We start from the raw sequence: 25086 nt of genomic DNA, 5'->3' as shown, positions 1-25086 counted from the left end.
AGGTCACGCTGTGACGCAGAACTCTCGTCACCAGTTCCCCGTGCGGTGGAAGTTGTTCAGGCGTTCAAGGCACGGGTCGAGGTGCATGCCCTGAGCGGCTACCCATGTGTCGTCGTAGTAGGTGTTCGCGTAACGCTCGCCACCGTCGCACAACAGGGTCACCACGCTCCCGCGGGTCCGAGACTGCCGCATCTCGGCCACGATCTGGAACGCTCCCCAGAGATTCGTCCCGGTCGACCCGCCGACCCGACGTCCGAGCAGGTCCTCCACGTACCGGATGGTCGCGACGGACGACGCGTCCGGCACCTTGATCATCCGGTCGATGACCTCGCCGATGAACGACGGTTCCACCCGCGGCCGTCCGATGCCCTCGATGCCCGAACCGCGCGTGGCCACCAGGTCGCGGTTGCCGTCGCGCCACGCGTCGAAGAAGACCGAGTGCTCGGGGTCGACGACGGCGAGACGCGTGTTCAGCTTCTGGTAGTGGATGTACCGGCCGATCGTGGCCGACGTGCCGCCCGTGCCCGCGCCCACGACGATCCAGTCGGGGGTGGGCGACGGCTCCAGCTTCATCTGCTCGAAGATCGACTCGGCGATGTTGTTGTTGCCCCGCCAGTCCGTGGCGCGCTCGGCGTGCGTGAACTGGTCCATGAAGTGGCCGCCGAGCTCGGACGCCAGCCGCCGCGACTCGTCGTAGAGCGCCGACGGCTCGTCGATGAAGTGGCACCTGCCGCCCTGGCGCTCGATCAGCGCGACCTTCTCGGCCGAGGTCGAGCGGGGCATCACCGCGATGAACGGCAGCCCGAGCAGCCGGGCGAAGTACGCCTCGGACACCGCGGTGGAACCGGAGGAGGCCTCGATCACGGGCGTGCCACCGGTGATCCAGCCGTTGCAGATCGCGTAGAGGAACAACGAGCGCGCCAGCCGGTGCTTCAACGAACCCGTGGGGTGCGTCGACTCGTCCTTCAGGTAGAGGTCGATGCCCCACTCGAGCGGCAACGGGTAGCGCAGCAGGTGGGTGTCCGCGCTGCGGTTCGCGTCCGCCTCGATGATCCCGACGGCCTCGCACACCCAGTGCCTGGTCCTGCTGCAAACGCGGTCAACGGAGGTACTCACAGCCCGCACGATAACCGGGCAGACGTCCTACGCCTGGGTGAGAGGACCTTCGTCACCACGCAGTTCGGAACGCAGCTTCTCGCGCTCGGCCCTGCGTGCCGCCTGGTGCGCGTCCAGGCCGGTCGCGACCCGCTGCCGCAGCCCCTTGAAGATGAACAGCGACGCCGGCAGCGCCACGACCACGCCCACGGCGAGGGCGGGCAGCAAAGGAACCTTGAACAACATGAGCGCGCCCATCACCACGACCACGAGGCCGAGGCGGGCGAGGACGTAGAGCGTCACATCACGAGCGAGCACCCGTTCAGGTTACGTCGCCTTCCTCGTCGCCGGTGTTCGGGCGCCCCTCGAAGCGCGTGGAGAGCACCACCGTCGTACGCGTGCGGGCCACACCGTGGATGCGCCGCAACCGCCCGAGCGCACGCTCCAGATCGTCCACCGTCGCGACCCTGACCTTGACGATGAACGACTCGTCGCCCGCCACCCGGTAGCAGGACTCGACCTCGTTGAGCTCGGCCAGCGCGACCGCGACCTCGTTGTCGTCCGCGATGTCGGTGGGATGGATGCCGATCAGCGCCGTCACGCCCAGGCCGACCGCGCTGGGGTCGACGACCGCGTGATATCCGACGATCACGCCGCTGGACTCGAGCTTGCCGACCCGCTCGTGCACGGCGGAGGCGGACAGGCCGACCTGCCTGCCGAGGTCGGCGTACGTGGCCCGTCCGTTGGCACGAAGTGCGGCGATGATCTGTCGATCAAGAGCATCCACCCGCGACACCCTATGCCCCACGAGTGCACACACGTAGCGGCGGTCACATGTCCGAATCGCGCCGGTCGTCCCTTACTACCTCTTTACCAAAAAACAAGCGTTCGAGTACCTGATGGGTCAGATGCCACGATCAGACCGGAACGTCTGATCTGAGGAGGACGAGTGACTGCAGCCACCGAGCGGCTCTTGACGCCTGGGGAAGTCGCCAATCTGTTCCGGGTCGACCCGAAGACCGTGACCCGATGGGCCACCGCAGGTCGCATCGGCTCGATCCGCACCCCTGGAGGACATCGCAGGTTCCGTGAGACCGAGGTGAAGGCTCTGCTTTCGGAGCTCACGACCGAGGCAACTGAACCCGTCCGCCACTGAAACCGTAGTTACCCCTGTGCCGCGGGTAATCTCGTGGCAAAGGGAGGTGGCGACACGATGATCTACCTGCTGGCAGTGATCGGTGCGCTCACCGTGGCTGTGCTCGTGTGGCGAGCGTTCGCCCCGCAGCACTCGGAGTACACCCCAGGCCGCAAGGTGATCGCACCCGACGACGACCCGGAGTTCCTGCGCAAGCTCGACGAGCAGCGCAAGCGCGACGAGTGACGGAAAAGGGGCCCTGATCACAGGACCCCTTTCCGCTGGTTCTCAGACCCGCTGACCGGCTCAGGAGTGCGGGAAGTCGTCCGCCACCACGGCGGCGAGTTCCAGCAACGCGAGCCGGGTCTCCGGCGCGAGCTGGTCCAGCGCGATCTCGGCGCCCTCTTCGAGGTGCTCGTCGAACGGCAGGCGGACCACGGCACGGCATCGCTGCTGGAAGTGCGCGGCGAGCTTGTCGAGGTCGACCTTGCCCGACTTCGGGCGCACGGAGTTGATCACGCACACGGACTTCGCGACCAGTTCGCGGTAGCCGTGCGCCTCCAGCCAGTCGAGCGTCGCCGCTGACGTCTGCGCGCCGTCGACCGAGCCGGACGACACCAGGACGAGCGAGTCCGCCTCGTCCAGCACGCCCTTCATCGCGGAGTGCATCAGGCCGGTGCCGCAGTCGGTGAGCACGATGTTGTAGAAGTGCTCCAGCAAGTCCACCGTGCGCCGGTAGTCGTCCTCGCTGAACGCCTCCGAGACGGACGGGTCCTGCTCGGACGCCAGCACTTCGAGGCGCGCCGGCGACTGCGAGGTGTACGCGCGCACGTCGCTGTACTTCTTGATCTTCGGGGCATCGCGCAGCAGGTGACGCACGGTCGCCGTGGTCTCGCGCGGGATCTTCAACGCGAGCGTGCCGCGGTCGGGGTTCGCGTCGACCGCGACCACCCGGTCGCCGCGCAGCGACGAGAACGTCGAGCCCAGCGTCGTGGTCGTCGTGGTCTTGCCGACGCCGCCCTTCAGGGACAGCATCGCGATCTTGTAGCACCCGCGCAGCGGCTGGTTGATCCGCCCGATCAGCTCGCGTCGCCGCACGTCGGCGGGGCTCTCACCGAGGTTGATGGCGCCGCCGGACAGCGAGTGCAGGGACTTGCGCCAGCCCGAGGTCGGCGGACGCTTCTCCTTCTTGATCAGCTGCTGCGACGACACGTCCTGCGCCTGCGAGCGGTACTCCTGCTGCGGGAAGTTGTTCGGGTACTGCCCGCCGGCGAACTGGCCGTACTGCGCCGTGTTCGGGGTGTTGTGGGGACCCGACTGGCCGCCACCCACCTGGTAGGGACCCGACTGCGCACCGGGCACCGGGTAGGGGCCGGAGGCGTTGCCCGGTACCTGGTAGGGACCCGACGCGTTGCCCGGCACCTGGTACGGGCCGGAGGCGTTGCCGGGAACCTGGTAGGACCCCGACTGGTTGCCCAAGTTGTACGGGCCGGACTGGCCGCCGCTGACGTGCTGCGGGCCGGACTGCTGCGGGTCGAGGTAGGAGGCCGCTTGCGGGTCGACGTACTGCGGGTCGACGTACTGCGGGCCGGAGCCCTGTTCCTCACCCGGTGGTTGCCATGTCACCGCTGTGGCCCTCCCTGAGCAAGAGGGACCGAGACTTCCCCGACCCCCAGGTTGCGACGGTACGCAACCGGCAACGGTTCCATCGACCTGGGTGGTTAACTCGTTAGAGACCCGCGTACGAATGCAACCCGCTGGTGACCAAGTTGATGAAGAACAGGTTGAACACGTTCAGGGCGAAGCCCGCGATGTTGATCCAAGCGGCCCCACGGCCACGCCAACCGGCCGTAGCGCGTGCGTGCAGATACGCCGCATAGACCACCCACGAGACGAACGCGACCGTCTCCTTGGGGTCCCAGCCCCAGAACCGGCCCCACGCGGCTTCCGCCCAGATCGCCCCGAGGATGATTCCGGCCGTGAACAGCGGGAACGCCAGCACGGTGGTCCGGTACGACATCCGGTCCAGCACGTCGGCGGACGGCAGCTTCGGGAAGCGGTCGGACTTGGTGTCCTTGAGCAGGTAGAGGATCGACGTCACGCCGGGGATCAGCAGCACGCCGGACGAGATCGAGATCACCGAGACGTGGATCACCAGCCAGTACGACCGCAGCGCCGGCTGTACGGGCGCGGACTCGGCGTACAGGACGGTGCCACCGAGGAACAGCAGGGTCAGGATCGGCGGCAGCACGAACACGCCGAGACGGCGGATCGGGAACTTCGCCATCAGCACGATCCACGTCACCACGGCCGCGAGGCACAGCAGCGACATGTACTCGTACATGTTGCCCCAGGGCGCGCGACCGGCGGACAGTCCGCGCATGACCAACGACCCGAGGTGCAGCACCGCGCCGAGGACCGTCATCGCGGCGCCCATGCGGCCGATGCGCTCCGACTTGGTCAGCTCGGACTTGGGCTCGTCGACGAGGACGTCCGGCCCGCCGGCGCCGACCAGAGCCTTGCGCGGGGCACGGGCGAAGGCCTGCTCGACCGCGTAAAGCAGGATCGCGAAGAGGTAGACCCCGAGAGCGCTGCGGTACAGCCAGTCGCTGTAGGTCGCGAAGGTCTCGTTGACCGGCATCAGGACTTCTCCTCGTTCAGCACCGCGCGGGCGACCCGCGTGAACTCCTCGCCGTATCCTGCCTGGTCAGTACGGGCGAGCCCGCCGACCTCGACCAAAGTACGCCCGTCGGTCAGACGAGTCGCACGGACCCACACCCTGCGGCGCTTGACGGTCAGCGAGACCCCCAGGCCGAGGATGATCAGGATGGCGAACACCAGCACGTAACCCTGGGTCGGGTCGTGCGAGACCTGCAACGACACCCAGTCGTTCACGGAGTCGAAGCGCACCTTGGTGCCGTCGTCGAGCGCGATCTCCTCGCCCAGCGCGAGGTTCTTGCGCGCGACCTTCTGCAACCGGCCCTGGTCGACCATCTTCTGGTCGATCGAGAAGATCGACTGGCCGCGGCCGTCGTCCACGCCGAGGTCGCCGCGGTACACGTCGACGGCGACCATCGGGTCGTTCAGCGCCGGGAACTTCGAGCTCAGGATGTTGCCGTGCAGCAACGGCGTCGGCGCCAGCAGACCGGTCACCGCGATCTGGTTCTTGCGCCGCGTCTCGGAGTCCGTGACTCCGGGCGGGTCGAACTTCGTCGCGCCCTCCGAGGCCAGCGTGAGCTGGTCGGTCGGCAGCCACTGGATGCCCTGCGTGCGCTTCTCGCCGTTGGGGAACGTCACCGTGAACGTCGGCGTGTACCCGTGGCCGAGCAGGTAGAGGCGGTCGCCTTCGGTGCGCAGCGGGTGGTTGACCTGGAGGGTGAAGGGGTTCCAGGTGTTCGAGGCGAGGCTCTCACCCGACTGGTAGCGGATGTCCGCCTTGAAGCCGACGGGCTGGCCGTTGTCGAGGTACTCGGCGGAGAACTTGCCGATCTCGACGCAGAACGGCGTGAGGTCCGTGCCGTCGACCCGCAGCCCCGGCCGGAACTGGTCGTAGTTGAAGATGCCGCCGTTGCAGAACTGGCCGCCGTCGGCCTGGACGATGATCTGGCCCTCGTAGCTGAACATCTTGCCCAGCGCGAACGACACCAGCAGGCCGAGCAACGCGAAGTGGAAGACCAGGTTGCCGGTCTCGCGCAGGAACCCGCGCTCGGCGCTGACCGTGTCCTCGCCGGTCTCCATCCGCCAGCCGCGCAGGACCTTCCTGGCTCGCGCCACGGCCTCGTCCGGCATCACGTCGAGCTCGGCCTGCGCGTGGTGCGGCATCCGCGAGAGATTGCGCGGCGTGAGCACCGGCTTCGCGCGCATCTGCTTGAAGTACTCCCACGTGCGGGGAAGCAGGCACCCGACGAGGGACGTGAACAGCAGCAGGTAGATCGCGGCGAACCACGGCGTGGCGTACACCTCGAAGAACCCGAGCTTGAGCAGGAACTCGCCCCACCAGCCCTTCTGGGCGATGTAGTCGTCGACCTTGGCCGAGTTGAGCGACCGCTGCGGCAGCAACGCGCCGGGCATCGCCGCGAGCGCGAGCAGGAACAGCAGGGTCAGCGCGGTCCTCATCGAGGTGAGCCCGCGCCACGTGTTGCGGAGGAAGGCGATCACTAGAGCGGCAGCCTCACGACGTCGACGAACGAGTAGCGCAGCCACCCGACGAACTCACCCCAGAGCCCCGTGACCAGCGCGATCCCGACCAGGATCAGCAGCACGCCACCGAAGATCTGCACCTGCCGGGCGTGCGTGCGCAGCCACTTCGTGACGCCCAGCGCCCACCGCGCGCCGAGCGCGAGGACCACGAACGGCAACCCGAGCCCCAGGCAGTAGGCCAGCACCAGCACGGCACCGCGCGCCGTCGACGACCCGACCTCGGTGCTGCGCGCGACGGCGAGCACCCCGGCCAGCGTCGGCCCGAGACAGGGCGTCCACCCGAGCGCGAACACGGCCCCGAGCACCGGCGCCCCGATCAACCCGGCGTTGGGCTTGGTGTGGAACCGCACGTCCTTCTGCAACGCCGGAACGAGCCCGAGGAACACCAACCCCATCAGGATCGTGATGACACCACCGATGCGCTGGAACAGATCGGCGTTGAGGAACAACGCGTCCGACGCACCGAGGATGGCCATCGAGGCCAACGCGAAGACGACCGTGAACCCGAGCACGAACAGCAACGAGGCCCCGGCGACGCGCCACCGGCCCTGCTTCGCCGGTTCGTTCGCCTCCACCCGAGGCGCCTCGGCACCGACCAGACCGGCGAGATACGCGAGGTAACCGGGCACGAGCGGCACCACGCACGGTGACGCGAACGAGATGAACCCAGCGAGCAAGGCGACCCCGGTGGCCAGCAGCAACGGCCCGGAGATCGCCAGATCGGTGGGGTTCACAGATCTCAGAGTAGGTAGTTGCCCAGATCACGCGACGACCGGCATCGGTTTTGACCCGACACAAGGCTTGGGCCAAAAGTACCTACAATCGCCGCTTGTGGGTGACATCACGGTTGCTTAGCGTCAGCCCATGCATCGTTCCCGGCTGCTACTCCCCGCGTTCACCGTCGCGGCGCTGGCACTGTTCGCGCAGGTACCGGCCGGTGGCGCTGCCCCGGCGATGGAATGGCGCGAGGTCTTCAACGAGGACGGCTCCATCACGCAGGCCCTGACCCCGAAAGCACCAGCCGAGAAGTCCACGACCTTCCGCGCGCTGGCCGCGGCCGACGTGATCCCCGTCCAGGTGACCGGCGACTCAGCCGATCGCTTCGACCTCGTCTTCGTGGGCGACGGCTACACGGCCGACGACCTGGAGACCTACACCGGCAACGTGAAGAGCAAGTGGGAAGAGCTCTCCGCGGTGGAGCCCTTCGCCTCCTACAAGGAGTACTTCAACGTCTGGCAGGTCAACGTGATCTCCGCCGAGTCCGGTGTGGACCACGACCCGACCAGGGGCCTGCTCAAGAACACCGCGCTGGACATGGGTTTCTGGTGCCAGGGCCGCGACGCGAACACCGAACGCCTGCTCTGCGTCAACGAGACCAAGGCCAAGGAGTTCGCCGCTCTCGCCCCGCAGGCGGACCAGGTGATCGCCCTCGGCAACACCGCGAAGTACGGCGGCGCGGGCGGTTCGGTCGCCACCGCCTCCGGCTCGAACGCGCAGGCCGGCCAGATCGCGATCCACGAGCTCGGCCACTCGATCGGCGGCCTGGCCGACGAGTACGACTACCCGTACGCGAACTACACGGGCTCCGAACCGCGTGAGATCAACGTGACCAGCGATCCGACCGGCGCCAAGTGGGGCGAGTACCTGGGCCAGCCCTCCCCGGACGGCGGCGTGATCGCCCCGGTCGAGGGTGCTCGGTACTACAAGACGGGCCTCTACCGGCCGACCGGCAACTCGATCATGCGCACGCTGGGCAAGCAGTTCAACTCGATCGGCCGCGACGCGATGATCAAGGCCTTCAAGGCCAAGATCCCGTCGCTGAACGCCCCGGCGGAACCGCCCGCCCAGTAGGCGAGCGACACGAAGAAGGGGGCCTCGCGGCCCCCTTCTCTCATTCCTTGGCCAGTTCGTCCAAAACGGACTGGAGATCGGAAGCCAGTACCGGCACCAGGAACGCCGCCGCCACCTTGTGGTCCTTGTCCACGATGAACGTGGAAGGCACGGTGTTGGCCGGAACTCCCCGGAACACGTTGATGAAGCTCCGCGCCGAAGCGTCGTAAATGGACGGATAGGTCAGCGACCGGTCCTTCATGAAGTCCCGGGGATGATCCTTTGAGGTCTCCTTGACGTCGACCCCGACCACCTGGGTCCCGGCGTCGAAGATCTTCTGCATCTCGGGGGCCTCGGTCCGGCAGGGCCCGCACCAGGCTCCCCAGATGTTGATCACGACGGGCTTGCCCGCGTAGTCGGAGAGCTTGACGACCTTGCCCTCTTCCAGCAGGGACTCGCCTTCGAGCCCCTTCAGCTCCTTGCGCTCGCTGGGCGCGTACCGGATCTTGACCTGCCCGCCGGGAGCCACGAGGTAGAAATCCCCGGCCCCGATCTGGGCAGCGTCCTTCCCGGTGGTGCATCCGGCGAGTAACAACAACAGCACCAGAAAACGCTTCATGCCCCGGTCACCCGAGGATTGGTGGCACCCACCGGTTCGGAATAGGCGATCCGGACCAGCTGCTCACCCTCGAAGATCAGCGACGTGAGCGAAGCGAGCGAGCACTCCCGTTTCCGCGGGTCGTGCCACATCCGCTTGCCCTCCAGGAACCGCCGCACCGTCCAGATGGGCAGCTGGTGCGAAACGCAGACAGCCTCATGCCCCTCGGCGGCGGCCCGAGCCTTCTGCACCGCGCCCAGCATCCGGTGAGCGATCTCGATGTACGGCTCGCCCCAGGACGGCTTGAACGGGTTCACCAGCTTCGGCCAGTGCTGAGGCGACCGCAGCGCCCCGTCGCCCACCGCGACCTTCAGCCCCTCGAACTGGTTGTCGGCCTCGATCAACCGGTCGTCGGTGGCCAGCTCCAGCCGATGCGAGTCGGCGATGGGAGACGCGGTCTGCTGTGCACGGTCCAAAGGGGACGCGACGACGTGCACGATGTCGTGGTCCGCCAGGTGCTCGGCCACGGTCAGCGCCTGCTTCTGCCCGCGCTCGGACAGCTTGAAGCCGGGAAGACGGCCGTACAGGATGCCGGTCGGGTTGTGCACCTCGCCGTGGCGGAGCAGGTGGACGACGGTGCGGGTCACTTGCGGGCCTCCTTGGCGGCACGGGCCGCGTGCGGCAACGCGTCGGCGATCACTGCGAACTCCTCTTCACCCATGGCGGCGTTCACGAACCACGCCTCGAACGCCGAGGGCGGGGCGTAGACGCCGCGCTCCAGCAGGGCGTGGAAGAACGGCGGGAAGCGCCACGTCTCGCACGCCTGCGCGCCCGCGTAGTCCTTCACCTCGGTAGCACCGAAGAACACGCTCACCAGGTTCCCAGCGAACTGCACGCGGTGCTCGACACCGGCCTCCGTCAACGAAGCCGTGAAGAGCGCGCCGAGGCGCGCGGCGTTGCGGTCGAGGGCCCGGTAGACGTCCTCGTCGGCGGCCTTCAGCGTGGCCAGGCCCGCGGCCACGGCGACGGGGTTTCCGGACAGCGTTCCGGCCTGGTAGACGGGGCCGGAGGGCGCCAGGCGGGACATCACGTCCGTGCGGCCGCCGAACGCCGCCGCGGGCAGGCCGCCGGACATGACCTTGCCGAACGTGTAGAGGTCGCCGCGCACGCGCTCCAGGCCGAACCAGCCTGCCCGCGAGACGCGGAAGCCGGTCATGACCTCGTCCATGATCAGCAACGCGCCGTCGGCGTCGCAGATCTCGCGCAGGCCCGCGTTGAAGTCCGCGGAGGGCGCGACCGCGCCCATGTTGCCCGCCGCCGCCTCGGTGATGATGCAGGCGATCTCGCCGGGGTTCTCCGCGAACGCCGCGCGCACGGCCTCGATGTCGTTGTACGGCAGGACGATCGTGTCCTCGGCCTGCGCGCCCGTGACGCCGGGCGACGAAGGCAGGCCCAGGGTCGCGACGCCGGAGCCCGCCTGGGCGAGCAGCGCGTCGACGTGGCCGTGGTAGCAACCGGCGAACTTGATGACCTTGCGACGCTCGGTGAAACCGCGCGCGAGGCGGATCGCGCTCATCGTGGCCTCGGTGCCCGAGTTGACCAGGCGGACCTGGCGGACCGGCTCGACGCGGTCGATGATCTCGGCCGCGAGATCGATCTCACCCTCGGTCGGCGTGCCGAACGACAGGCCGAACGACGCCGCCTTCTGCACCGCCTCGACCACGGACGGGTGGGCGTGCCCGAGGATCATCGGGCCCCACGAGGCCACCAGGTCGACGTACCGGTTGCCGTCCGCGTCCCACAGGTGCGGGCCCTCGCCGCGAACCATGAAACGCGGGGTGCCGCCGACGGAGTGGAACGCCCGCACCGGAGAGTTGACCCCGCCGGGGGTCAGCGTCGACGCGCGCTCGAACAGGGCCTGGGATCGACTCGCAGTCACGTACCCCAGTCTCACATGTCGGAGTCGGCGGCTTTCTGCGGCCGGGTGCGCACAGCCAGCAGGACCTGCCGCACCACGTCCAGAAGAAGGACCACGGCCAGCGTGAGTGCGCCGGCGGCGGTGCCCAGCCAGTTGCCGTGATAGCGCGTGGAGATCAACGGCTCGCGGCCGTCGATCGGGTACTCGAGGCTCACGACACCGCGGTTCCAGGCCCACACGGCGACGATCACCAGCACGACGATCGCGACGACCTCGCCCGCGGCGATGAGCCACCGCTTGGGCTGGTGCAGGCTCGGACCGGCCGGCGGGGCCTGCTCAGGCTCCTCCACCACGGTGTCCGACTCCGGCTCAGTCACGGCCTCTGTCACGTCGCTCACCCTCTCACGACCCGCCGCAGCGCCGCGAGGAAGGCTTCCGGATCGCGCGCCCATCCCAGCACCACCGTGCCGTCGACCAGCCGCAACGGCATCCCGGTCGTTCCCTTGGGCACCGACCAGCCGCCGCCGAGCACCTTGGCCCCGGTGGGCGCGCCGACGTCGGTGAAGGCCTCGATCATCGCGACCGGCAGCTTCTCCCGCCCGAACTGGGCCTCTTCGGTCGTCAGCACGACGCTGCCGGTCTTCACCTTCAGGTTCACCCACAACACCGCGAACAGCGTCAGCACGAGCCCCACGATCGCCCACAGCGTCACGGACGCGGGCCCGGTGATCAGTTCGATCAGGTACCCGGCGACCGCGAATCCCGGTCCCCACACCAACGGCCACCAGCTGCTGCCAGACTCCCGGTAGAGCACTAGCGCACGAACTTGTTCGAGGCGGGCAGGAACTGGAGCACCACGGCCGCGATGGTCAGCCCCATCACGACGATGCTGATCACCACGCTCGGCTGCCAGACCCGCGCGCCCAGCGAGATCAACGTGATCGCGGTCATCGACAGGAGCCCGATCACGCCGAGGATCGTGAGCAGGATCCGAGCCCAGCCCTGGCCGTTGCGCAGCACGATCGCGAACGCGACGTAGGGCGCGGCGCCGACGAGCATCGCGAAGCCGAACACCACGGCCATCACCCGCACACCGAGCTCGCCGGCCTGACGGTCCTGCTCGCTGGTGGAGGTGTTCTGGCCGAGGAAGTAGTCGGCGTTGGCGAGCAGCATCACCGGGAGCACGGCCACGGAGAGCACGGCGCCCGCGATCCAGATCCACATCGCGGCGGTGATCGTGGCGGGCCGCGGCGGCGCCATCTCGTGGGGCAGCACGGGCGCGAGCGGCGCCATCGCGAAGCTCGCCTGCCCGACCTGGTTCACCTGGTACTGCCCGGCAGGCGCCGGGGCCACGGGATAGGCGCCGGCGGGGTTCTGCCACTGGACGTCATCGGGGTTCTGCTGCTGCCACGGGTCTTGTGGATAGGTCACTGCTCACGCACCTCCGCGAGCCACTGTGCCGTACGCGCCTGCCACGTGAAGACGATTGCGGCGCAGATGAGCAGCAACGTGACCAAGTTCGACGCGCTGATCCCGACGAACAGGATCCAGATCATGTGGATGATCGCGATGAACGACAACGCGATCCGCGCCCAGTTCCTGCGCCTGAGGAACAGCCTGGTCAGCAACGCGTAGGCCACCACGAAGATCAACGCGACCGCGGACAGCGTGGCCAGGAAGCTCGTGACCTGTCCCGACGACCAGTTCGTCAGCCGCTGCACCTCGCCGCGCTGGAACCAGAGCCCGGCGGTGGTGAACAACACGAAGACGGCGATCGCGAGCCAGAGCCCGACCGCGATGCGGACCGAGCGGGGAGCCTCGTTCACGTCAGCTGCTCGCGCTCGGCCAGATAGTCGCTCGACTGCCGGAAGTAGAACAGCACCAGGCCCGAGATGGCGATCAGCACCGTCACGATCCCGAGCGTGTTCGTGATCATCTGGAAGAACAGCCCGATCAGCAACGTGATCATCAGGCCGGTGCGGCTCTTCCTGAGCCCCGCCTTGACCTTGCCCGCGAACCAGACGGCGAGGCCGGCCAGCACGAGCGTCACGACCAGCGAGACGATCACCAGGGTGTTCACCGTCGAGGCGATCATGTCCCGGGTGATCTTCGGGTCCTTGTTGCCCTGAACGGCGGCCTCGACCAGCACCTGCTTGTTCAGCAGCACGTACAGCGAGGCCAGCACGCTGAGGGCCACACCTGCCACGACGAGCCAGTAGCCCGCGGTGATGGTGCGAGGGGTGCCCGATTCCTTCGGAGACGTCACGCTCGAAACCTAGGTGCGCAGGAAGGTGCTGTCCACCGTGACGCGCTTCCTGAAGTGCGCGGACACCCGGTACATCAGCACGATCGCGGTCGCGTCCAGCACGGTGGTGACCAGCGTTACGGCCAGATCGACCGCCCGCATCTCCACGCCGAGTTCCGCCGCGACCCCGCTGGCCCAGGCGCCGAGCCGGAACAGTCCGAACGCGACGGAAGCGCCACCCAGCACGGTGAGCACGATCCGAGCCCAGTTGCGGCCGCGCGCCATCGTGTTCGCCAGCCGTGTGTACGCGAGCAGGACGGCGACGGCGATCAACAGTCCGAAGAGGACACCGCCGTTGACGCCGGCGTCGATCTGGTCCTGGTTCATCGCCGGGTTCTGCCGGCGTGCCTCGGCCACAAGGGTCTCGCGGTCGAAGAGCTGCACCACGAACCGCAGCATGCCGACGCACGCGCTGGCGATCCACAACCAGCGCGCGACGTCGATCAGCTTCGGGGTTGGGGTTACCGGTCCAGCCATCGGGCGGCTTCCACGGCCCAGTACGTGAGCACGATGTCCGCGCCGGCACGGCGGATGGACGTGAGCGACTCCAGGATCGAGCGCTCGCGGTCGATCCAGCCGTTCGCAGCAGCGGCCTCGATCATCGCGTACTCGCCGGAGATCTGGTACGCCGCAACGGGAACGTCCGAGATCTCGGCGACCGAGCGGAGCACGTCCAGGTACAGCAAGGCGGGCTTGACCATGACCATGTCCGCGCCCTCGGCGAGGTCCAGCTGCACCTCGCGGATCGCCTCGCGGGCGTTCGCCGGGTCCTGCTGGTAGGTCTTGCGGTCGCCCGTGAGCTGCGACTCGACGGCGTCGCGGAACGGGCCGTAGAACGCCGACGCGTACTTGGCCGAGTAGGCCAGGATGCCGGTGTCGGGCAGGCCCGCCTGGTCCAAGGCGTTGCGGATGAAGGCGATCTGGCCGTCCATCATGCCGCTGGGGCCGACGACGTGAGCACCAGCGCGTGCCTGGGCCACGGCCATCTCGCCGTAGACCTCCAGGGTCGCGTCGTTGTCCACGGTGCCGTCGGCGGCGAGCACGCCGCAGTGGCCGTGGTCGGTGAACTCGTCGAGGCAGCAGTCCGACATGAGCACGGTGCTGTCGCCCAGCTCCGCGCGCAGGTCGCCCAGCGCGGCGTTGAGGATGCCGTCCGGGTCGGTGCCGCCGGAGCCGACGGCGTCGCGCTCGGCGGGAACACCGAACAGCATGATGCCGCCGACGCCTGCCTGCACGGCCTCGACCGCGGCCTTGCGCAACGAGTCACGGGAGTGCTGGAGGACGCCCGGCATGCTGCTGATCTCAGCAGGCTCGGACAGGCCTTCCTTGACGAACATCGGCAGCACGAGCTGCCTCGGGCGCACCTCGGTCTCGGAGACCAGGCGGCGCATGGCGGGCGTCGTGCGCAGACGCCTCGGCCGGTGCAGTGGGTACATCTTGACTCCCTGACGGAGAGAGTCGAAGGGGCCACTCAAAGGATCTTGAGTGGCCCCGACGGCTTCGTTGACTTAGCTGCGGCGCAGACGCTTGGTCTTGCGCGGAGGAGGCAGCGCTCCCTCGGCGCGCAACCGGGCGGCGTGGGCGGCCAGCGCGTCGACCAGCGCGGGCACGTTCGCCTCCTCGGGCTGCACGTCGACCCGGAGGCCGAACTCCCGCGCCGTCTCGGCGGTCTGCGGGCCGATGCACGCGACGAGCGTGCGGGCGTGCGGCTTGCCCGCGATGCCGACCAGGTTCCGGACGGTCGACGACGAGGTGAAGCACACCGCGTCGAAGCCACCGGACTTGATCATCTCGCGGGTGTCGGCGGGCGGCGGGGCCGCACGCACGGTGCGGTACGCCGTCACGTCGTCGATCTCCCAGCCACGTTCCCGCAGGCCTGCGGCCAGCGTCTCGGTGGCGATGTCGGCCCGCGGCAGCAGCACGCGGTCGACCGGGTCGAGAATGTCGTCGTAGGGCGGGAAGTCGTTCAGCAGGCCCTCGGACGACTGGTCACCCGACGGCACGAGCTCCGGGATGATGCCGAACGAACGCACCTTCGCGGCCGTGGCCTCGCCGACGCAGGCGATCTTCACGCCGGAGAACGCACGGGCGTCCAGGCCGAACTCGCGGAACTTCTCCCAGACCGCGCGGACGGCGTTGGTCGAGGTGAAGACGACCCACTGGTAGCGGCCGTCGACGAGCCCCTTGACCGAGCGCTCCATCTGCGCGGGGCTGCGGGGCGGCTCGACCGAGATCGTCGGCACCTCGACGGCGATAGCGCCGTGCGAGTGCAGACGCTCGGACATCGCGCCGGCCTGCTCCTTGGTCCGCGGGACCAGCACTCGCCAGCCGTACAGCGCCCGCGACTCCCACCAGGAGAGCTTCGAGCGGTTGGCGGCGGCGGCACCGACGGTGACGACCAGCGGGCCGCCCATCTCACCGGCGTCGGCCGCGACGGCGGCCAGCGTGGTGTCGATGGTGCGCTGCTGGAAGCCCGTTCCCTCGGCGGTCACGGCGACCGGTGTCTGCGGCGCGAGGCCGTTCTCCACCAGGTTCGACGCGGCCTCGGCCAGGTGCGAGCCGGTCGCGTGCAGCACGAGCGTGCCGGGCGCGGCGGCGAGGCCGGCCCAGTCCGTCACGGCGCGCACGTCGACCTCGGTGTGCACGCCACCGAGAGCGACACCCGCGTACGCCGGCACCGCGGTGCCCGAGGGCACTCCGGGTACGACGTCGAACGGGATCGTCGACTTCGCGACGGCCTGCGCTTCCTTCACGACCGAGTCGAGCGTCAGCGGGTCACCCGCGACGAGACGGACGACGGTCGCACCGTTGCGCGCCTCGTTCACCAGGTCCTTGGCCACGTCGGCGGACTCGCCGACTGCGGGGCGGACCTCGACTCCCTCCGGCACGGTCGCGAGGACGTCCGAAGGAACGTCCGGGTCGGTGACCACGAGTTCAGCCCTGGTGAGCAAGTCGTGGGCCCGGACCGTGAGCAGCCCGGTGTCGCCGGGGCCGGAGCCCACGAAGGCGATGCGTCCGGGGGTCTTGCGTGCGCGGGTCATCAGGGCACTCCCCATCGATTACGCCTCTGGACCGCTGAGAACCGCGGCCCCGAGGTCGAGCAACTCGGCGGCCAGCGCCCGGCCAAGTCCCTCAGCTTCGGTCAAGTCACCGGTGGCGGACGCCCGGAGGAGATCGTTCTCCGGCGTCGCAGCGACCCCGCGCAGGGAAAGCCGGTACACGACCTTCCCGTCGTCATCGAGGTCTTCCACCACATCGGCCAGCGCGCCGACCGGCGCGCTGCAGCCCGCTTCGAGCGCGGCCAGCATGGCGCGCTCAGCGGTCACAGCGGCCCGGCTGGCCGAATCGTCCAAAGTGGACTGGATCAGGTGCTCGGCGTCGACGTCGTCGACCCGGCACTCGACTGCCAACGCACCCTGCGCGGGTGCGGGAAGCATCTGGATGGGCTCCAGGTTCTCGGTGATCTCGCTCGTGCGGCCGAGCCGCGCGATGCCGGCGCGAGCCAGCACCACCGCGTCGAGCTCGCCGCCCCGAACCTTCCCGATCCGCGTGTCCACGTTGCCGCGCAACGGAACGATGTCCAGCCCGAGGCCCAGGGCCTCCAGCTGGGCCGCGCGGCGCGGCGAACCGGTGCCCACAGTGGACCCGTGCGGCAGCTCACCGAGCGTGAGGCCGTCGCGCGCCACGAGGGCGTCACGCGGGTCCTCGCGCAGGGGCACGGCCGCAAGCGTCAGCCGGGGGTCCGGCGCGGTCGGAAGGTCCTTGTAGGAGTGGACGGCGACGTCGATCTCACCGTTCGCGAGCGCGTCGCGAAGGGCCGACGTGAAGACGCCGATACCGATCTGGGCGATCGGCGCGTCGGAGAGGTCGCCCGGCGTCTTGATGACGACGATCTCGACCTGTGCTCCGGCAGCCTTCAGCGCCTCGGCCACGGTCCCCGTCTGCGCGAGCGCCAGAGCGCTGCCTCGGGTACCGATCCGCAGGGTGCGGGTCACCGCGTTTCACCATCCACAGAAGACTTGGTCTGACTGACAACCCCAGGCGACTGGGGGTCGAGCCCGAACAGCTCGCGGAGAGCCTCCGCGTAGCCGGTACCACCAGGGGCGGAGGCGAGCTCCTTCACCCTGACGGTCGGCGTGTGCAGGAGCTTGTCTACAACGCGGCGCACCGTCTTGGCCAATTCACCGCGTGTCGCGGCGTCCAGTTCGGGAAGTCGCGAATCAAGACGGAGCAGTTCGGCGTCGACCACCTCGGCGGCCCGCTTGCGCAGGGCCGTGACGGTCGGCGTGACCTCGGCGGAGCGCTGGCCGGCGAGGTAGGCCTTCACCTCGTCGGCGACCAGCTGGACCGCCAGACGCGTGTCCTGGCCGGCGGGCGCGTCCGAGAGACGGCGCTGGAGCGTTTCCAGGTCCACCACGCGAACGTTCGGCAGTTCGGCTGCGGCCGGGTCGACGTCCTTGGGCAGGCCCAGGTCGCACACGACCAGGGGCCGCGAACGCTGGGTGATCATGTCCGCGCGGACCACCGTGTCGACCGACCCGGTGCACGCGAAGACGATGTCCGCGAGGTCGATCTCGACGGCCAGCGCGGTCAGGTCGACGGCCGTCGCGGGGACGCCCTCGGCCTTCAGCGACGTGGCGAGACGCACACCGTTGGCCTGCGTCCGGTTCGCGATGACGACCTCGCCGATGCCCGCCCTGCGCAGGTGCGCGGCGGCCAGGCCACCCATGGCGCCCGCGCCGACGAGCAGCGCGCGCTTGCCCACGACGGTGCCCAGCTGGGCCTCGGCGTCACCGAGGGCCTCGGACACGACCGACGCGCCCGCGTGGTCGATGCCGGTCTCGGAGTGCACGCGCTTGCCGACGCGCAGCGCGTTCTGAGTGAGTTCGTGGACGGTCTTGCCGACGGTGCCCGCCTCGTCCGCCGCCGCGTACGCACCGCGCAGCTGGCCGAGGATCTGGGACTCGCCGACGACCATCGAGTCGAGGCCGGCCGCGACGGAGAACAGGTGCTCGACGGCAGCGGCGGCGTAATGCACGTAAAAGTGCTCGTAGAGCGAGCTCGCGTCGACCTGGGCGTGCTGCGCGAGGACGTCGACGACCTCGGACATGCCGCCGTGGAACGACTCGACGACGGCGTAGACCTCGACCCTGTTGCAGGTCGACAGGACCATCGCCTCGGAGACGCTGGGCGCGGCGAGCAGCTGGCCGAGGACCTTGGGCAGGTCGGGCTCGGCCACGGTGACGCGTTCCAGGACCGGAACGGGGGCGGTGCGGTGCGACAGACCGACTACGAGCAAGCTCATGTGGTCACCACGTCTGCCGGAGCCGATTGGCTCACGCTCACGGGCGAATCACCATCCCGTCCACACCGAGTCCGTTGTTGCCGACCGAGACCCCGCCGCTTGAGTTGTGCACAGCCTCGTCCGCACGTCGAGCGACGTGGAACGACAGGATCTGCATCTCGACCGCCAAGTCAACCTTGCGCACCTCGACGTTGTCTGGAACCTGAAGGACAACTGGTGCAAAGTTCAGAATGCACTGGACGCCCGCAGATACCAAACGGTCGCAAACCGACTGAGCGGCGGGCGGCGGCGTCGCGATGACGCCGATCGACACCTCGCGCTCGCGGCAGACCGCGGTGATCTCGTCGATGTGGTTGACGGGGATGCCCCCAACAGGGATTCCGACGAGATCGGCGTCCACGTCGAAGAGGGCGGTGACCGGGAAACCGCGGCCGGGGAACCCGCCGTAGTTGGCGAGAGCGTGACCAAGGTTACCGATGCCGACGACGGCCACGGAGTGGTTGCGGGTGAGGCCGAGGATGCGCTCGATGTGGCTCACGAGGACCTCGACGTCGTAGCCGACGCCCCTCGTGCCGTAGCTGCCGATGTAGCTCAGGTCCTTGCGGAGCTTCGCCGCGTTGACGCCGGCGGCCTGGCTCAGTTCCTCGCTCGAGACCGCCGTCACGCCCTGGTCGGCCATGCCCGACAGCACGCGCAGGTACACGGCGAGGCGGGCCACAGCCGCCTCGGGGATCGCACGAGCGCGCTCCCTGTCGGCAGGCTCCAGAGGGGTGGTGGTCGTCTCACCTTCGCCCCGCTGTGATGCCACGCTCTCCGACCTCCGGGTGTGCTTCACCGCAGGGACCCCGCGGCGCTGGTGATAGTCACACCGTACCGCTTGTGAACGCATGCACAAAGTCGGTGATCGGGTGTCACAGCACTGGTGACAGGGCGTGACCAGCGCTTCAGCGGTTCATGATCACTACGGGGTGAGCGCCTACTCGACGGTGAAGGTGACCGAATGCCATCCCGTCGCGCCGTCGGGAACGGGGTCGAGGCGAGCCTGGTCCTGGGTGAACCCGGATTTGTCGGTGGCCCGGCACTCGACCGTGTGACTGCCCTGGGAGAGGTCCATCTCGATCTTCCACATCCGCCAGGTGCTGTCGCTGACGTCGGCCGCGAGCTCGGTCTCCTGCCACGGCCCGCCGTCGATGCGGATCTCGACCTTGGCCACGCCCCTGGGCTGCGCCCACGCCGTTCCGGCGATGACGGTCTTGCCCTGAACCTTGCCCATCCGCTTGGGCCGGTCGATCCGCGAGGACGTCTTGATCGGCGCTCGAGTCGCCCACCCTCGCGGAATCCAGTAGCCCTGCTCCTTGGCGAACGTGGTGACGTTGAGGTCGGTGACCCACTTGGTCGCGGAGACGTAGCCGTAGAGCCCCGGAACCACGAGCCGGGCCGGAAACCCGTGCTCGGCGGGCAGCGGTTCGCCGTTCATGCCGATCGCGATCAGCCCGTTCTCCAGCACGTAGTCGAGCGGGCTGCCCGCCGTGAACCCGTCGTCACTGGTGCTGAACAGCTGGTCGGCGCCGGCCTTCACGCCGGCCTCGCGCAGCACGTCGCCGATCTTCACGCCGATGAAGTTGGCGGTGGAGATGTAGGGCCCGCCGACCTCGTTGGACACGCAGGTCAGCGTGACGGTCTCTTCCACGAGGTCCTTGCCGCGGATCTCCTCGAACGTCAGCACCATCGGCCGCTCGACCATGCCGTGCACCCGCAGCGCCCACTCCTCGGCCCGGATCCGCGGCACGCTCAGCGCGGTGTCGATCCGGTAGAAGTCCTTGCCGCTGGTGATGAAGCTCGGGGTGCCGTCCTTGACGAAGTCGGCGTTGAACGGGATCTCCGGCGCCTTCGTCTTCGGCGTCAGGTCCCCGATGGCCTGTCGTGAGCCCTCGACGTCCGTCCGGTTGCCGAACAACTGCCCCGCGACCCCCGCGAAGACCGCCAGCCCGGCGGTGATCAGGAAGCCACGCCTGCTGTCGCTCTCCTCGGCCTCTTTGTGCAGGTAGCGGAACACGTAGACGCCCGCGGCCGTGCTGGCGACGGGCGCGAGGACCGCGAGCTGCCCGACGTCCGGCCTCGTCACGACCGCCGCGACCCCCACGAACCCGAGCAGCACGGCCACCAGCGACCCCGGCGCCGGACTGTTCCGGCTGGCCAGCCCCGCTCCTACACCGATGCCCGCCAGGACCAGGGCCATGCCGCTGAGCAGCACGAGCTTGTCGGCCGTGCCGAACGTGGTGACCGCGAAGTCCTTCAGCCACGACGGCGTGAGGTCGATCGCGGCGTTGCCCACCGCCAGGTACGGGGAGGCGCTCAGGCCCACGAAGGCGGCCACCAGATGCCCGGCCGCCAGCGCGGCGACTAGAGCGATCAGTCCGGTGAGTGCGGCCTTCGCGGGCTTCATGCCTCTCATTCGACACCCGCGCGGCCCTGGTTCGCTCAGGTCGTAAGCCCTCGGTAATCAACTTCTACGCTGGAGGCGTGTCCGAAGACGGCTGGCCCGAGCAGGAGTACGTCGCGTACCTCGAGAACGAGCGCGCCAATTACGCCTGGACCTTGCAGCACTACGGCGACATGTCCGCAGACGAGGCCGTGGAGGCCGCGCTCGCGAGCTACCCGTACGAACCGCCTGACGCGCCCTACCGAGGCCTCCACTTCAACAAGGAGGCCTGGTACTGGGCGGCCGACTGGATCGCGGAGACCAGGGGCACCGACCCGCGCGACTTCCCGGCCATGCCGCCCGAGTACCCCGGCTACGTCGAGCCGGGCGTGGTCGAGGTGTCGGAGGAGCAGCTGGCGGCGCTCAGGCGGAAGCTGGACGGCGAGGGCTGAACGGCGTCGGCCGGCGAGTCGGCGGCAGGCGAGTCGGCGGCAGGCGAGTCGGCGGCAGGCGAGTCGGCGGCCGACGTGACCGTGTGCCGATCACGCTGCCAACGGCAGCGGGCGCAGGGCCCTGGCTCAACTGCCCTGCCCTCGACCGCGGCTAGCCGGCGAGAGCCGCCCGGAGGCGGTCCTCCTCCACCTTCCAGTACCCGTGCTCGGCCCCGTCCACCAGGAACACCGGCACCCGGTCCCCGTACTCGGCCCGCAGCTCCGGGTCGGAGTCCACGTCCTCGACGGACCAGGTCGCGCCGACGTCCGCGCAGATCCGTTCGATCTCCACCGCCGCCTCCTCGCAGGAGTGGCACGACACCCGGCTCATCAACGTCACGTGGTGGGTCATGCCCGTCATGCTCCCAGCGGCTTGCGCAGGACGGCGCGCGCCAGCTTGCCGGTCGGCGAGTGCGGGAGGGCCGGGGCGAACTCCACCGAGGTCGGCACCTTGAACTTGGCCAGGCGGACGGCGCAGTGCGCGACGACGTCCTCGGCCGACGCGGTGGCACCGTCGCGGAGCACCACGACGACCTTCACCGACTCGCCGGTCTTCTCGTCCGGCACGCCGACGGCCGCGGCCTCGAGGACCCCGTCCATCTCGCCGACGACCTGTTCCACCTCGTGCGGGTAGACGTTGAAGCCGTTGACGATGATCAGGTCGCCGGCGCGGTCGACCAGGTGCAGGTCGCCGTCGGCGTCGATGAAGCCGACGTCGCCCGTGCGGAACCAGCCGGAGCTGTCCGGGCCGTACGCACCGTCCGGCCAGTAGCCGCTGAAGAGGTTGTCGCCCTTCGCGGACACCAGGCCCGTGCCCGGTTCGTCCTCGTCGATGTCCAGGACGGAGCCGTCGGTGTCGACGAGCCGGATCTCGACGCCCGGCAGTGCCTGGCCCACCGAACCCGGCTTCGGCACGCCGCCCACCAGCGTGGACGTGAGCACCGGGCCCGTCTCGGTCAGGCCATAGCCCTCGTAGATCGGGATGCCGATCGCGCCGCGCATCTCCGCGATGACGCTCGCCGGGAGCGGTGCCGCGCCCGAGGTGAACAGGCGGATCGTGGCCAGCTTCTCGCGCAGCACCTCGGCCGGGTTCGCGAGCAACGCCCGGTACATGGGCGGGACGCCGACCATGGTGGTGACGCGGTGTTCCTCGATGACGTCCAGCACCGCCGCGGGGTCGAAGCGCTCCAGCAGGATCGCCGTGGCGCCGGCGCCCGTCACCTGGAGCAGGCCGGGGCCGAGGCCGTAGACGTGGAACAACGGCAGCGCGAGCAGCACCCGGTCGCCCGCCGTCACGGGGGCGGGGCGCAGGGAGGCGCACTGCGAGACGTTCGCGAGCAACGCGCGGTGCGACAGCATCGCTCCGCGCGGCACGCCGGACGTGCCCGAGGTGTAGCCGAGAACGGCCAGGTCCTCGCCGCCGCGGACGGCCTCGAAGGGCTCGGCGGTGGCCGTGACGTCGGGAACGTCGAGAACCTGGGCGTCGGAGCCCTCGCCGTCGCCCACGAGCAGCGCGGCGCCGGAGTCGGCGAGGATCCGCTGGAGCTCGCGTGGCGGAATGCCGGGGCCGGTGGGCACCACGACGCCGCCCGCGCGGAGAATTCCGAACACGGCGACCACGAACTCGGGGCTCGTGGGCAGCCGTACCGCCACTCGGTCGCCCGATTCGAGTCCTGAATCAGCCAAATGGCGGGCGAAAGCATCGGTCGCGCCGTCGATGGTTTCCCACGTGAGGCTCTTACCGCTCGCTACGTCGACCAAGGCGACGTGGCTGGGTCCCCGCTGTGCCGAAGCACGGACCAGATCTGACACATTGCGAGCGGAAGTCAACATGGCCTCCTCATGAACAACTGGACGCTTCGAGCAGTCTTCCACGCGTGACGGGCGTCATGAAGTCACGGTTGGCTCGTCTCCTCCACAGAACACCGTCCGCTACCTACTACGGAGTAACAACACGTATGCTGCCGCCACGGCGACTCTGTGGAGGTGCCGCGAGCCGATGACCGCGCGGGCACGACCGAACACGATCAGGACCACCCGAACCATGACGGGGGGTCAGCACGACAACGCCGCCGACGAGCCGTGGCAGCTCGTCAAGGCCGCCCAAGAGGGTGACACCGAGGCGTTCGGAGTGCTGTACGACAACTACGTCGACATGGTGTTCCGCTATGTCCTCTTCCGGGTGGGCGGCGATCGCGCGTTCGCCGAGGACGTGACGAGCGAGACCTTCCTCAGAGCGCTGCGGAGCATCGGTTCGGTCAGCTACCAGGGCCGTGATGTCGGGGCGTGGTTCGTCACGATCGCCCGCAACATCGTGTTCGACCACGTGAAGTCGAGCCGCTACCGGCTCGAGGTCACGACCGCCGAGCTCCAGGACAACCGCGAGGAGACGAGCGGCCCCGAGCAGGAGGTCATGACCGAGGCGACCAACGCGGAGCTGCTCCGATGCGTCTCACAGTTGGGCGACGATCAGCGCGACTGCATCGTGCTGAGGTTCATCGAGGGCAAGTCGGTGTCCGAGGTCGCGCAGATCATGGACCGCAACGAGGGCGCCGTGAAGGCGCTCCAACACCGAGCCGTGAGGCGGCTCGCACAGATCCTCCCGTCGTGGTTGCGGTGATTGCGATCGCAGACGCGTAACCCAAAGCAGATCAACTTCGTTACTCGGGCTGAGATGGACGGCAAGGGAAGAACACCGCGGTGGCGGCACACGGAGCACGAGCGATTCGCGCGTGCCGTTGAAGGCGGCCCACAGCCGGTAGGCAACGACGACCTCGCTGAGGACCTCGCGATCGTCGAACTCCTCCGGCGGATGGACGTCGGCCCGGACGCCGAGGCGCGCGAACGGATGAAACAGCGCGTCCTCACCGCGCCCCCACCCGAGAAGCCATTGGAGCTCGCGTCGGTAAGACGGGTGGGAGCGCGCGCACGGTTAGCAGTCGCAGCAGCCGCGGTCCTCTGCTTGCTGTTGTCACTCGCCGGCATGAGTGTGCTGCTCAGCCGTGACGCGCTCCCGGGAGACCCGCTCTACGGCATCAAGCGCACCACCGAAAGCGCGTCGCTGGGCCTGACCTTCGACGACCAGGACCGCGCCCTCAAGCACCTGGAGTTCGCCGCGTCCCGGGTCACCGAGATGGAGACCCTGGCCGACCGCTCCTCGACCCCGGAAGCGCAGCTCACCGCGCTGTCCGACCTGGACGCCGACGCGGTCGAGGGCGCCCGCCAGCTCACCACCTACGCGACCTCGTCCGACGAGACCGCCCTGCCCGCGCTCCGCGACTGGGCACTCGCCCAGTACGTGAAGATCGGCACGCTGCGGCCCCGCCTGCCGGGTGACGCCGGTGCCCACGCCGACACGACGATGTGGCTGCTGGCGAGCATCGCCCAGCGAGCCCACGACCTGGCCGCCCGCGCCGGGTGCGACGCCGTGACCAGCGGTTCCTCCGACCCGCTCGGACCACTGCCGGCCAAGGACGAGTGCGCCGCGGCCGTCACCGACCCGAACTCCTCGTCGGGCCGCCAGCCGTCCTCGGTCCAGCCGACCCCGTCCGGCCTGCCCACGCCGTCCGGATCGGTGGCCCCGCCGGTGCAGCCCACCCAGTCGGTGGCGCCGGGCACGTCGAACCCGCAGACCTCCAAGCCGGGTACCTCCCCCCAGCCCTCGACCGGCAAGCCCGGAATCACGATTCCCCTGCCACTCCCGCTGCCGAGCATCTCGCTTCCGCTGCTCCCCGGCATCAGCTTCGGCTGAGTCGAGCGCTTTCCGACGAACCTGATCGCTACGCTT

30 protein-coding genes are annotated in these 25086 nt (G+C 69.0%); 6 read left to right on the top strand and 24 right to left on the bottom strand.

The genetic code is table 11. The annotated features are described in order from the left end of the window. Window positions 1-27: 27 nt before the first annotated feature. From cds1 to BM417_RS43005, 3 genes are read right to left on the bottom strand one after another with little or no spacing between them, the layout of a single operon-like run. Window positions 28-1116, bottom strand: coding sequence for an L-cysteine desulfhydrase Cds1 (gene cds1, locus BM417_RS43015; RefSeq protein WP_093605872.1), 1089 nt, complete (start codon window positions 1114-1116; stop codon window positions 28-30). A gap of 27 nt (window positions 1117-1143) precedes the next feature. Then, window positions 1144-1413, bottom strand: a complete 270-nt coding sequence (locus tag BM417_RS43010) for a DUF4229 domain-containing protein (protein WP_245822757.1) — start codon at window positions 1411-1413, stop codon at window positions 1144-1146. 4 nt (window positions 1414-1417) lie between these two features. After that, window positions 1418-1882: an Lrp/AsnC family transcriptional regulator gene (locus BM417_RS43005; protein ID WP_093605870.1), complete on the bottom strand. Its 465-nt coding sequence runs from the start codon at window positions 1880-1882 to the stop codon at window positions 1418-1420. 162 nt (window positions 1883-2044) lie between these two features. Here BM417_RS43005 and BM417_RS43000 point away from each other — a divergent pair, with 162 nt between their 5' ends. Together BM417_RS43000 and BM417_RS48300 are read left to right on the top strand one after the other, a co-directional pair. Then, window positions 2045-2251: a BldC family transcriptional regulator gene (locus BM417_RS43000; protein ID WP_030473853.1), complete on the top strand. Its 207-nt coding sequence runs from the start codon at window positions 2045-2047 to the stop codon at window positions 2249-2251. 57 nt (window positions 2252-2308) lie between these two features. After that, window positions 2309-2476, top strand: a complete 168-nt coding sequence (locus tag BM417_RS48300) for a hypothetical protein (protein WP_086667950.1) — start codon at window positions 2309-2311, stop codon at window positions 2474-2476. A gap of 60 nt (window positions 2477-2536) precedes the next feature. Here BM417_RS48300 and BM417_RS42990 read toward each other — a convergent pair whose 3' ends face one another. The 4 genes from BM417_RS42990 to BM417_RS42975 all read right to left on the bottom strand — a co-directional run bounded on the left by BM417_RS42990 (window position 2537) and on the right by BM417_RS42975 (window position 7173). Continuing rightward, entirely contained in the window at window positions 2537-3856 is a 1320-nt protein-coding gene (locus tag BM417_RS42990) for a MinD/ParA family ATP-binding protein (protein WP_177320938.1), read from the bottom strand. A gap of 103 nt (window positions 3857-3959) precedes the next feature. Then, window positions 3960-4871, bottom strand: a complete 912-nt coding sequence (gene ccsB, locus BM417_RS42985; RefSeq protein ID WP_093605869.1) for a c-type cytochrome biogenesis protein CcsB — start codon at window positions 4869-4871, stop codon at window positions 3960-3962. Next, entirely contained in the window at window positions 4871-6346 is a 1476-nt protein-coding gene (resB, locus tag BM417_RS42980) for a cytochrome c biogenesis protein ResB (RefSeq protein ID WP_093605929.1), read from the bottom strand. The genes ccsB and resB overlap by 1 nt, the downstream gene beginning before the upstream one ends. Before the next feature lie 41 nt (window positions 6347-6387). Further along, window positions 6388-7173, bottom strand: coding sequence for a cytochrome c biogenesis CcdA family protein (locus tag BM417_RS42975; RefSeq protein WP_093605868.1), 786 nt, complete (start codon window positions 7171-7173; stop codon window positions 6388-6390). Between the two features lie 121 nt (window positions 7174-7294). Here BM417_RS42975 and BM417_RS42970 point away from each other — a divergent pair, with 121 nt between their 5' ends. After that, window positions 7295-8281 (top strand): M64 family metallopeptidase, encoded by a 987-nt coding sequence (locus BM417_RS42970; RefSeq protein WP_093605867.1) that lies wholly within the window; start codon window positions 7295-7297, stop codon window positions 8279-8281. Between the two features lie 40 nt (window positions 8282-8321). Here the strand turns inward: BM417_RS42970 and BM417_RS42965 are convergent, their stop codons facing one another. From BM417_RS42965 to BM417_RS42895, 15 genes are all read right to left on the bottom strand, one after another. Then, window positions 8322-8879, bottom strand: a complete 558-nt coding sequence (locus BM417_RS42965) for a TlpA family protein disulfide reductase (protein WP_093605866.1) — start codon at window positions 8877-8879, stop codon at window positions 8322-8324. Continuing rightward, window positions 8876-9505, bottom strand: coding sequence for a histidine phosphatase family protein (locus BM417_RS42960; protein WP_093605865.1), 630 nt, complete (start codon window positions 9503-9505; stop codon window positions 8876-8878). Before BM417_RS42960 ends, BM417_RS42965 begins: the two co-directional genes overlap by 4 nt. Further along, window positions 9502-10797, bottom strand: a complete 1296-nt coding sequence (gene hemL / locus BM417_RS42955; RefSeq protein ID WP_093605864.1) for a glutamate-1-semialdehyde 2,1-aminomutase — start codon at window positions 10795-10797, stop codon at window positions 9502-9504. The genes BM417_RS42960 and hemL overlap by 4 nt, the downstream gene beginning before the upstream one ends. An 11-nt stretch (window positions 10798-10808) precedes the next feature. Next, the gene (locus BM417_RS48295) at window positions 10809-11165 is read right to left on the bottom strand and encodes a hypothetical protein (RefSeq protein ID WP_177320937.1); all 357 of its coding nucleotides are present in this window, start codon (window positions 11163-11165) and stop codon (window positions 10809-10811) included. 5 nt (window positions 11166-11170) lie between these two features. Beyond that, on the bottom strand, window positions 11171-11551 hold the full coding sequence (locus tag BM417_RS48290; RefSeq protein WP_245822755.1) for a hypothetical protein: 381 nt from the start codon (window positions 11549-11551) through the stop codon (window positions 11171-11173). Window positions 11552-11589: 38 nt separating this feature from the next. Further along, a complete protein-coding gene (locus BM417_RS42940; RefSeq protein WP_093605861.1) occupies window positions 11590-12207 on the bottom strand; it encodes a hypothetical protein in 618 nt (205 codons plus the stop codon). After that, on the bottom strand, window positions 12204-12602 hold the full coding sequence (locus BM417_RS42935; RefSeq protein WP_093605860.1) for a hypothetical protein: 399 nt from the start codon (window positions 12600-12602) through the stop codon (window positions 12204-12206). Before BM417_RS42935 ends, BM417_RS42940 begins: the two co-directional genes overlap by 4 nt. Then, on the bottom strand, window positions 12599-13042 hold the full coding sequence (locus BM417_RS42930; protein ID WP_093605859.1) for a hypothetical protein: 444 nt from the start codon (window positions 13040-13042) through the stop codon (window positions 12599-12601). The genes BM417_RS42935 and BM417_RS42930 overlap by 4 nt, the downstream gene beginning before the upstream one ends. 9 nt (window positions 13043-13051) lie before the next feature. Beyond that, window positions 13052-13558 (bottom strand): hypothetical protein, encoded by a 507-nt coding sequence (locus tag BM417_RS42925; RefSeq protein ID WP_093605858.1) that lies wholly within the window; start codon window positions 13556-13558, stop codon window positions 13052-13054. Then, window positions 13543-14517, bottom strand: coding sequence for a porphobilinogen synthase (gene hemB, locus BM417_RS42920; protein ID WP_093605857.1), 975 nt, complete (start codon window positions 14515-14517; stop codon window positions 13543-13545). Before hemB ends, BM417_RS42925 begins: the two co-directional genes overlap by 16 nt. Before the next feature lie 72 nt (window positions 14518-14589). Next, entirely contained in the window at window positions 14590-16122 is a 1533-nt protein-coding gene (locus tag BM417_RS42915) for a bifunctional uroporphyrinogen-III C-methyltransferase/uroporphyrinogen-III synthase (protein ID WP_090065980.1), read from the bottom strand. Between the two features lie 18 nt (window positions 16123-16140). Then, window positions 16141-17076 carry a hydroxymethylbilane synthase gene (gene hemC / locus BM417_RS42910; protein ID WP_093605856.1) on the bottom strand — a complete coding sequence of 312 codons (936 nt, stop codon included), beginning with the start codon at window positions 17074-17076 and terminating at the stop codon, window positions 16141-16143. After that, window positions 17073-18386, bottom strand: coding sequence for a glutamyl-tRNA reductase (locus BM417_RS42905; protein ID WP_093605855.1), 1314 nt, complete (start codon window positions 18384-18386; stop codon window positions 17073-17075). The genes hemC and BM417_RS42905 overlap by 4 nt, the downstream gene beginning before the upstream one ends. A gap of 37 nt (window positions 18387-18423) precedes the next feature. Further along, a complete protein-coding gene (locus tag BM417_RS42900) occupies window positions 18424-19194 on the bottom strand; it encodes a redox-sensing transcriptional repressor Rex (protein ID WP_245822753.1) in 771 nt (256 codons plus the stop codon). Window positions 19195-19362: 168 nt separating this feature from the next. Continuing rightward, a complete protein-coding gene (locus BM417_RS42895; protein WP_093605853.1) occupies window positions 19363-20832 on the bottom strand; it encodes a molybdopterin-dependent oxidoreductase in 1470 nt (489 codons plus the stop codon). Between the two features lie 77 nt (window positions 20833-20909). On the opposite strand from BM417_RS42895, the gene BM417_RS42890 reads away from it, so the two are divergent. Beyond that, on the top strand, window positions 20910-21260 hold the full coding sequence (locus tag BM417_RS42890) for a hypothetical protein (RefSeq protein ID WP_093605852.1): 351 nt from the start codon (window positions 20910-20912) through the stop codon (window positions 21258-21260). A gap of 151 nt (window positions 21261-21411) precedes the next feature. Here the strand turns inward: BM417_RS42890 and BM417_RS42885 are convergent, their stop codons facing one another. Then, entirely contained in the window at window positions 21412-21651 is a 240-nt protein-coding gene (locus BM417_RS42885; RefSeq protein WP_093605851.1) for a glutaredoxin family protein, read from the bottom strand. Window positions 21652-21656: 5 nt separating this feature from the next. Beyond that, window positions 21657-23132 carry an AMP-binding protein gene (locus BM417_RS42880; protein ID WP_093605850.1) on the bottom strand — a complete coding sequence of 492 codons (1476 nt, stop codon included), beginning with the start codon at window positions 23130-23132 and terminating at the stop codon, window positions 21657-21659. 211 nt (window positions 23133-23343) lie between these two features. Here BM417_RS42880 and BM417_RS42875 point away from each other — a divergent pair, with 211 nt between their 5' ends. Then, the gene (locus tag BM417_RS42875) at window positions 23344-23919 is read left to right on the top strand and encodes a sigma-70 family RNA polymerase sigma factor (protein ID WP_245822751.1); all 576 of its coding nucleotides are present in this window, start codon (window positions 23344-23346) and stop codon (window positions 23917-23919) included. 363 nt (window positions 23920-24282) lie between these two features. Next, window positions 24283-25050: a DUF5667 domain-containing protein gene (locus BM417_RS42870; RefSeq protein WP_143139066.1), complete on the top strand. Its 768-nt coding sequence runs from the start codon at window positions 24283-24285 to the stop codon at window positions 25048-25050. Window positions 25051-25086 lie beyond the last annotated feature (36 nt).

It is taken from the genome of Lentzea waywayandensis, assembly GCF_900115955.1.
Lineage (GTDB): Bacteria > Actinomycetota > Actinomycetes > Mycobacteriales > Pseudonocardiaceae > Lentzea > Lentzea waywayandensis.
Note: the sequence above shows the minus strand (reverse complement) of the source record. Positions and strands in the feature narration are given on the sequence as shown.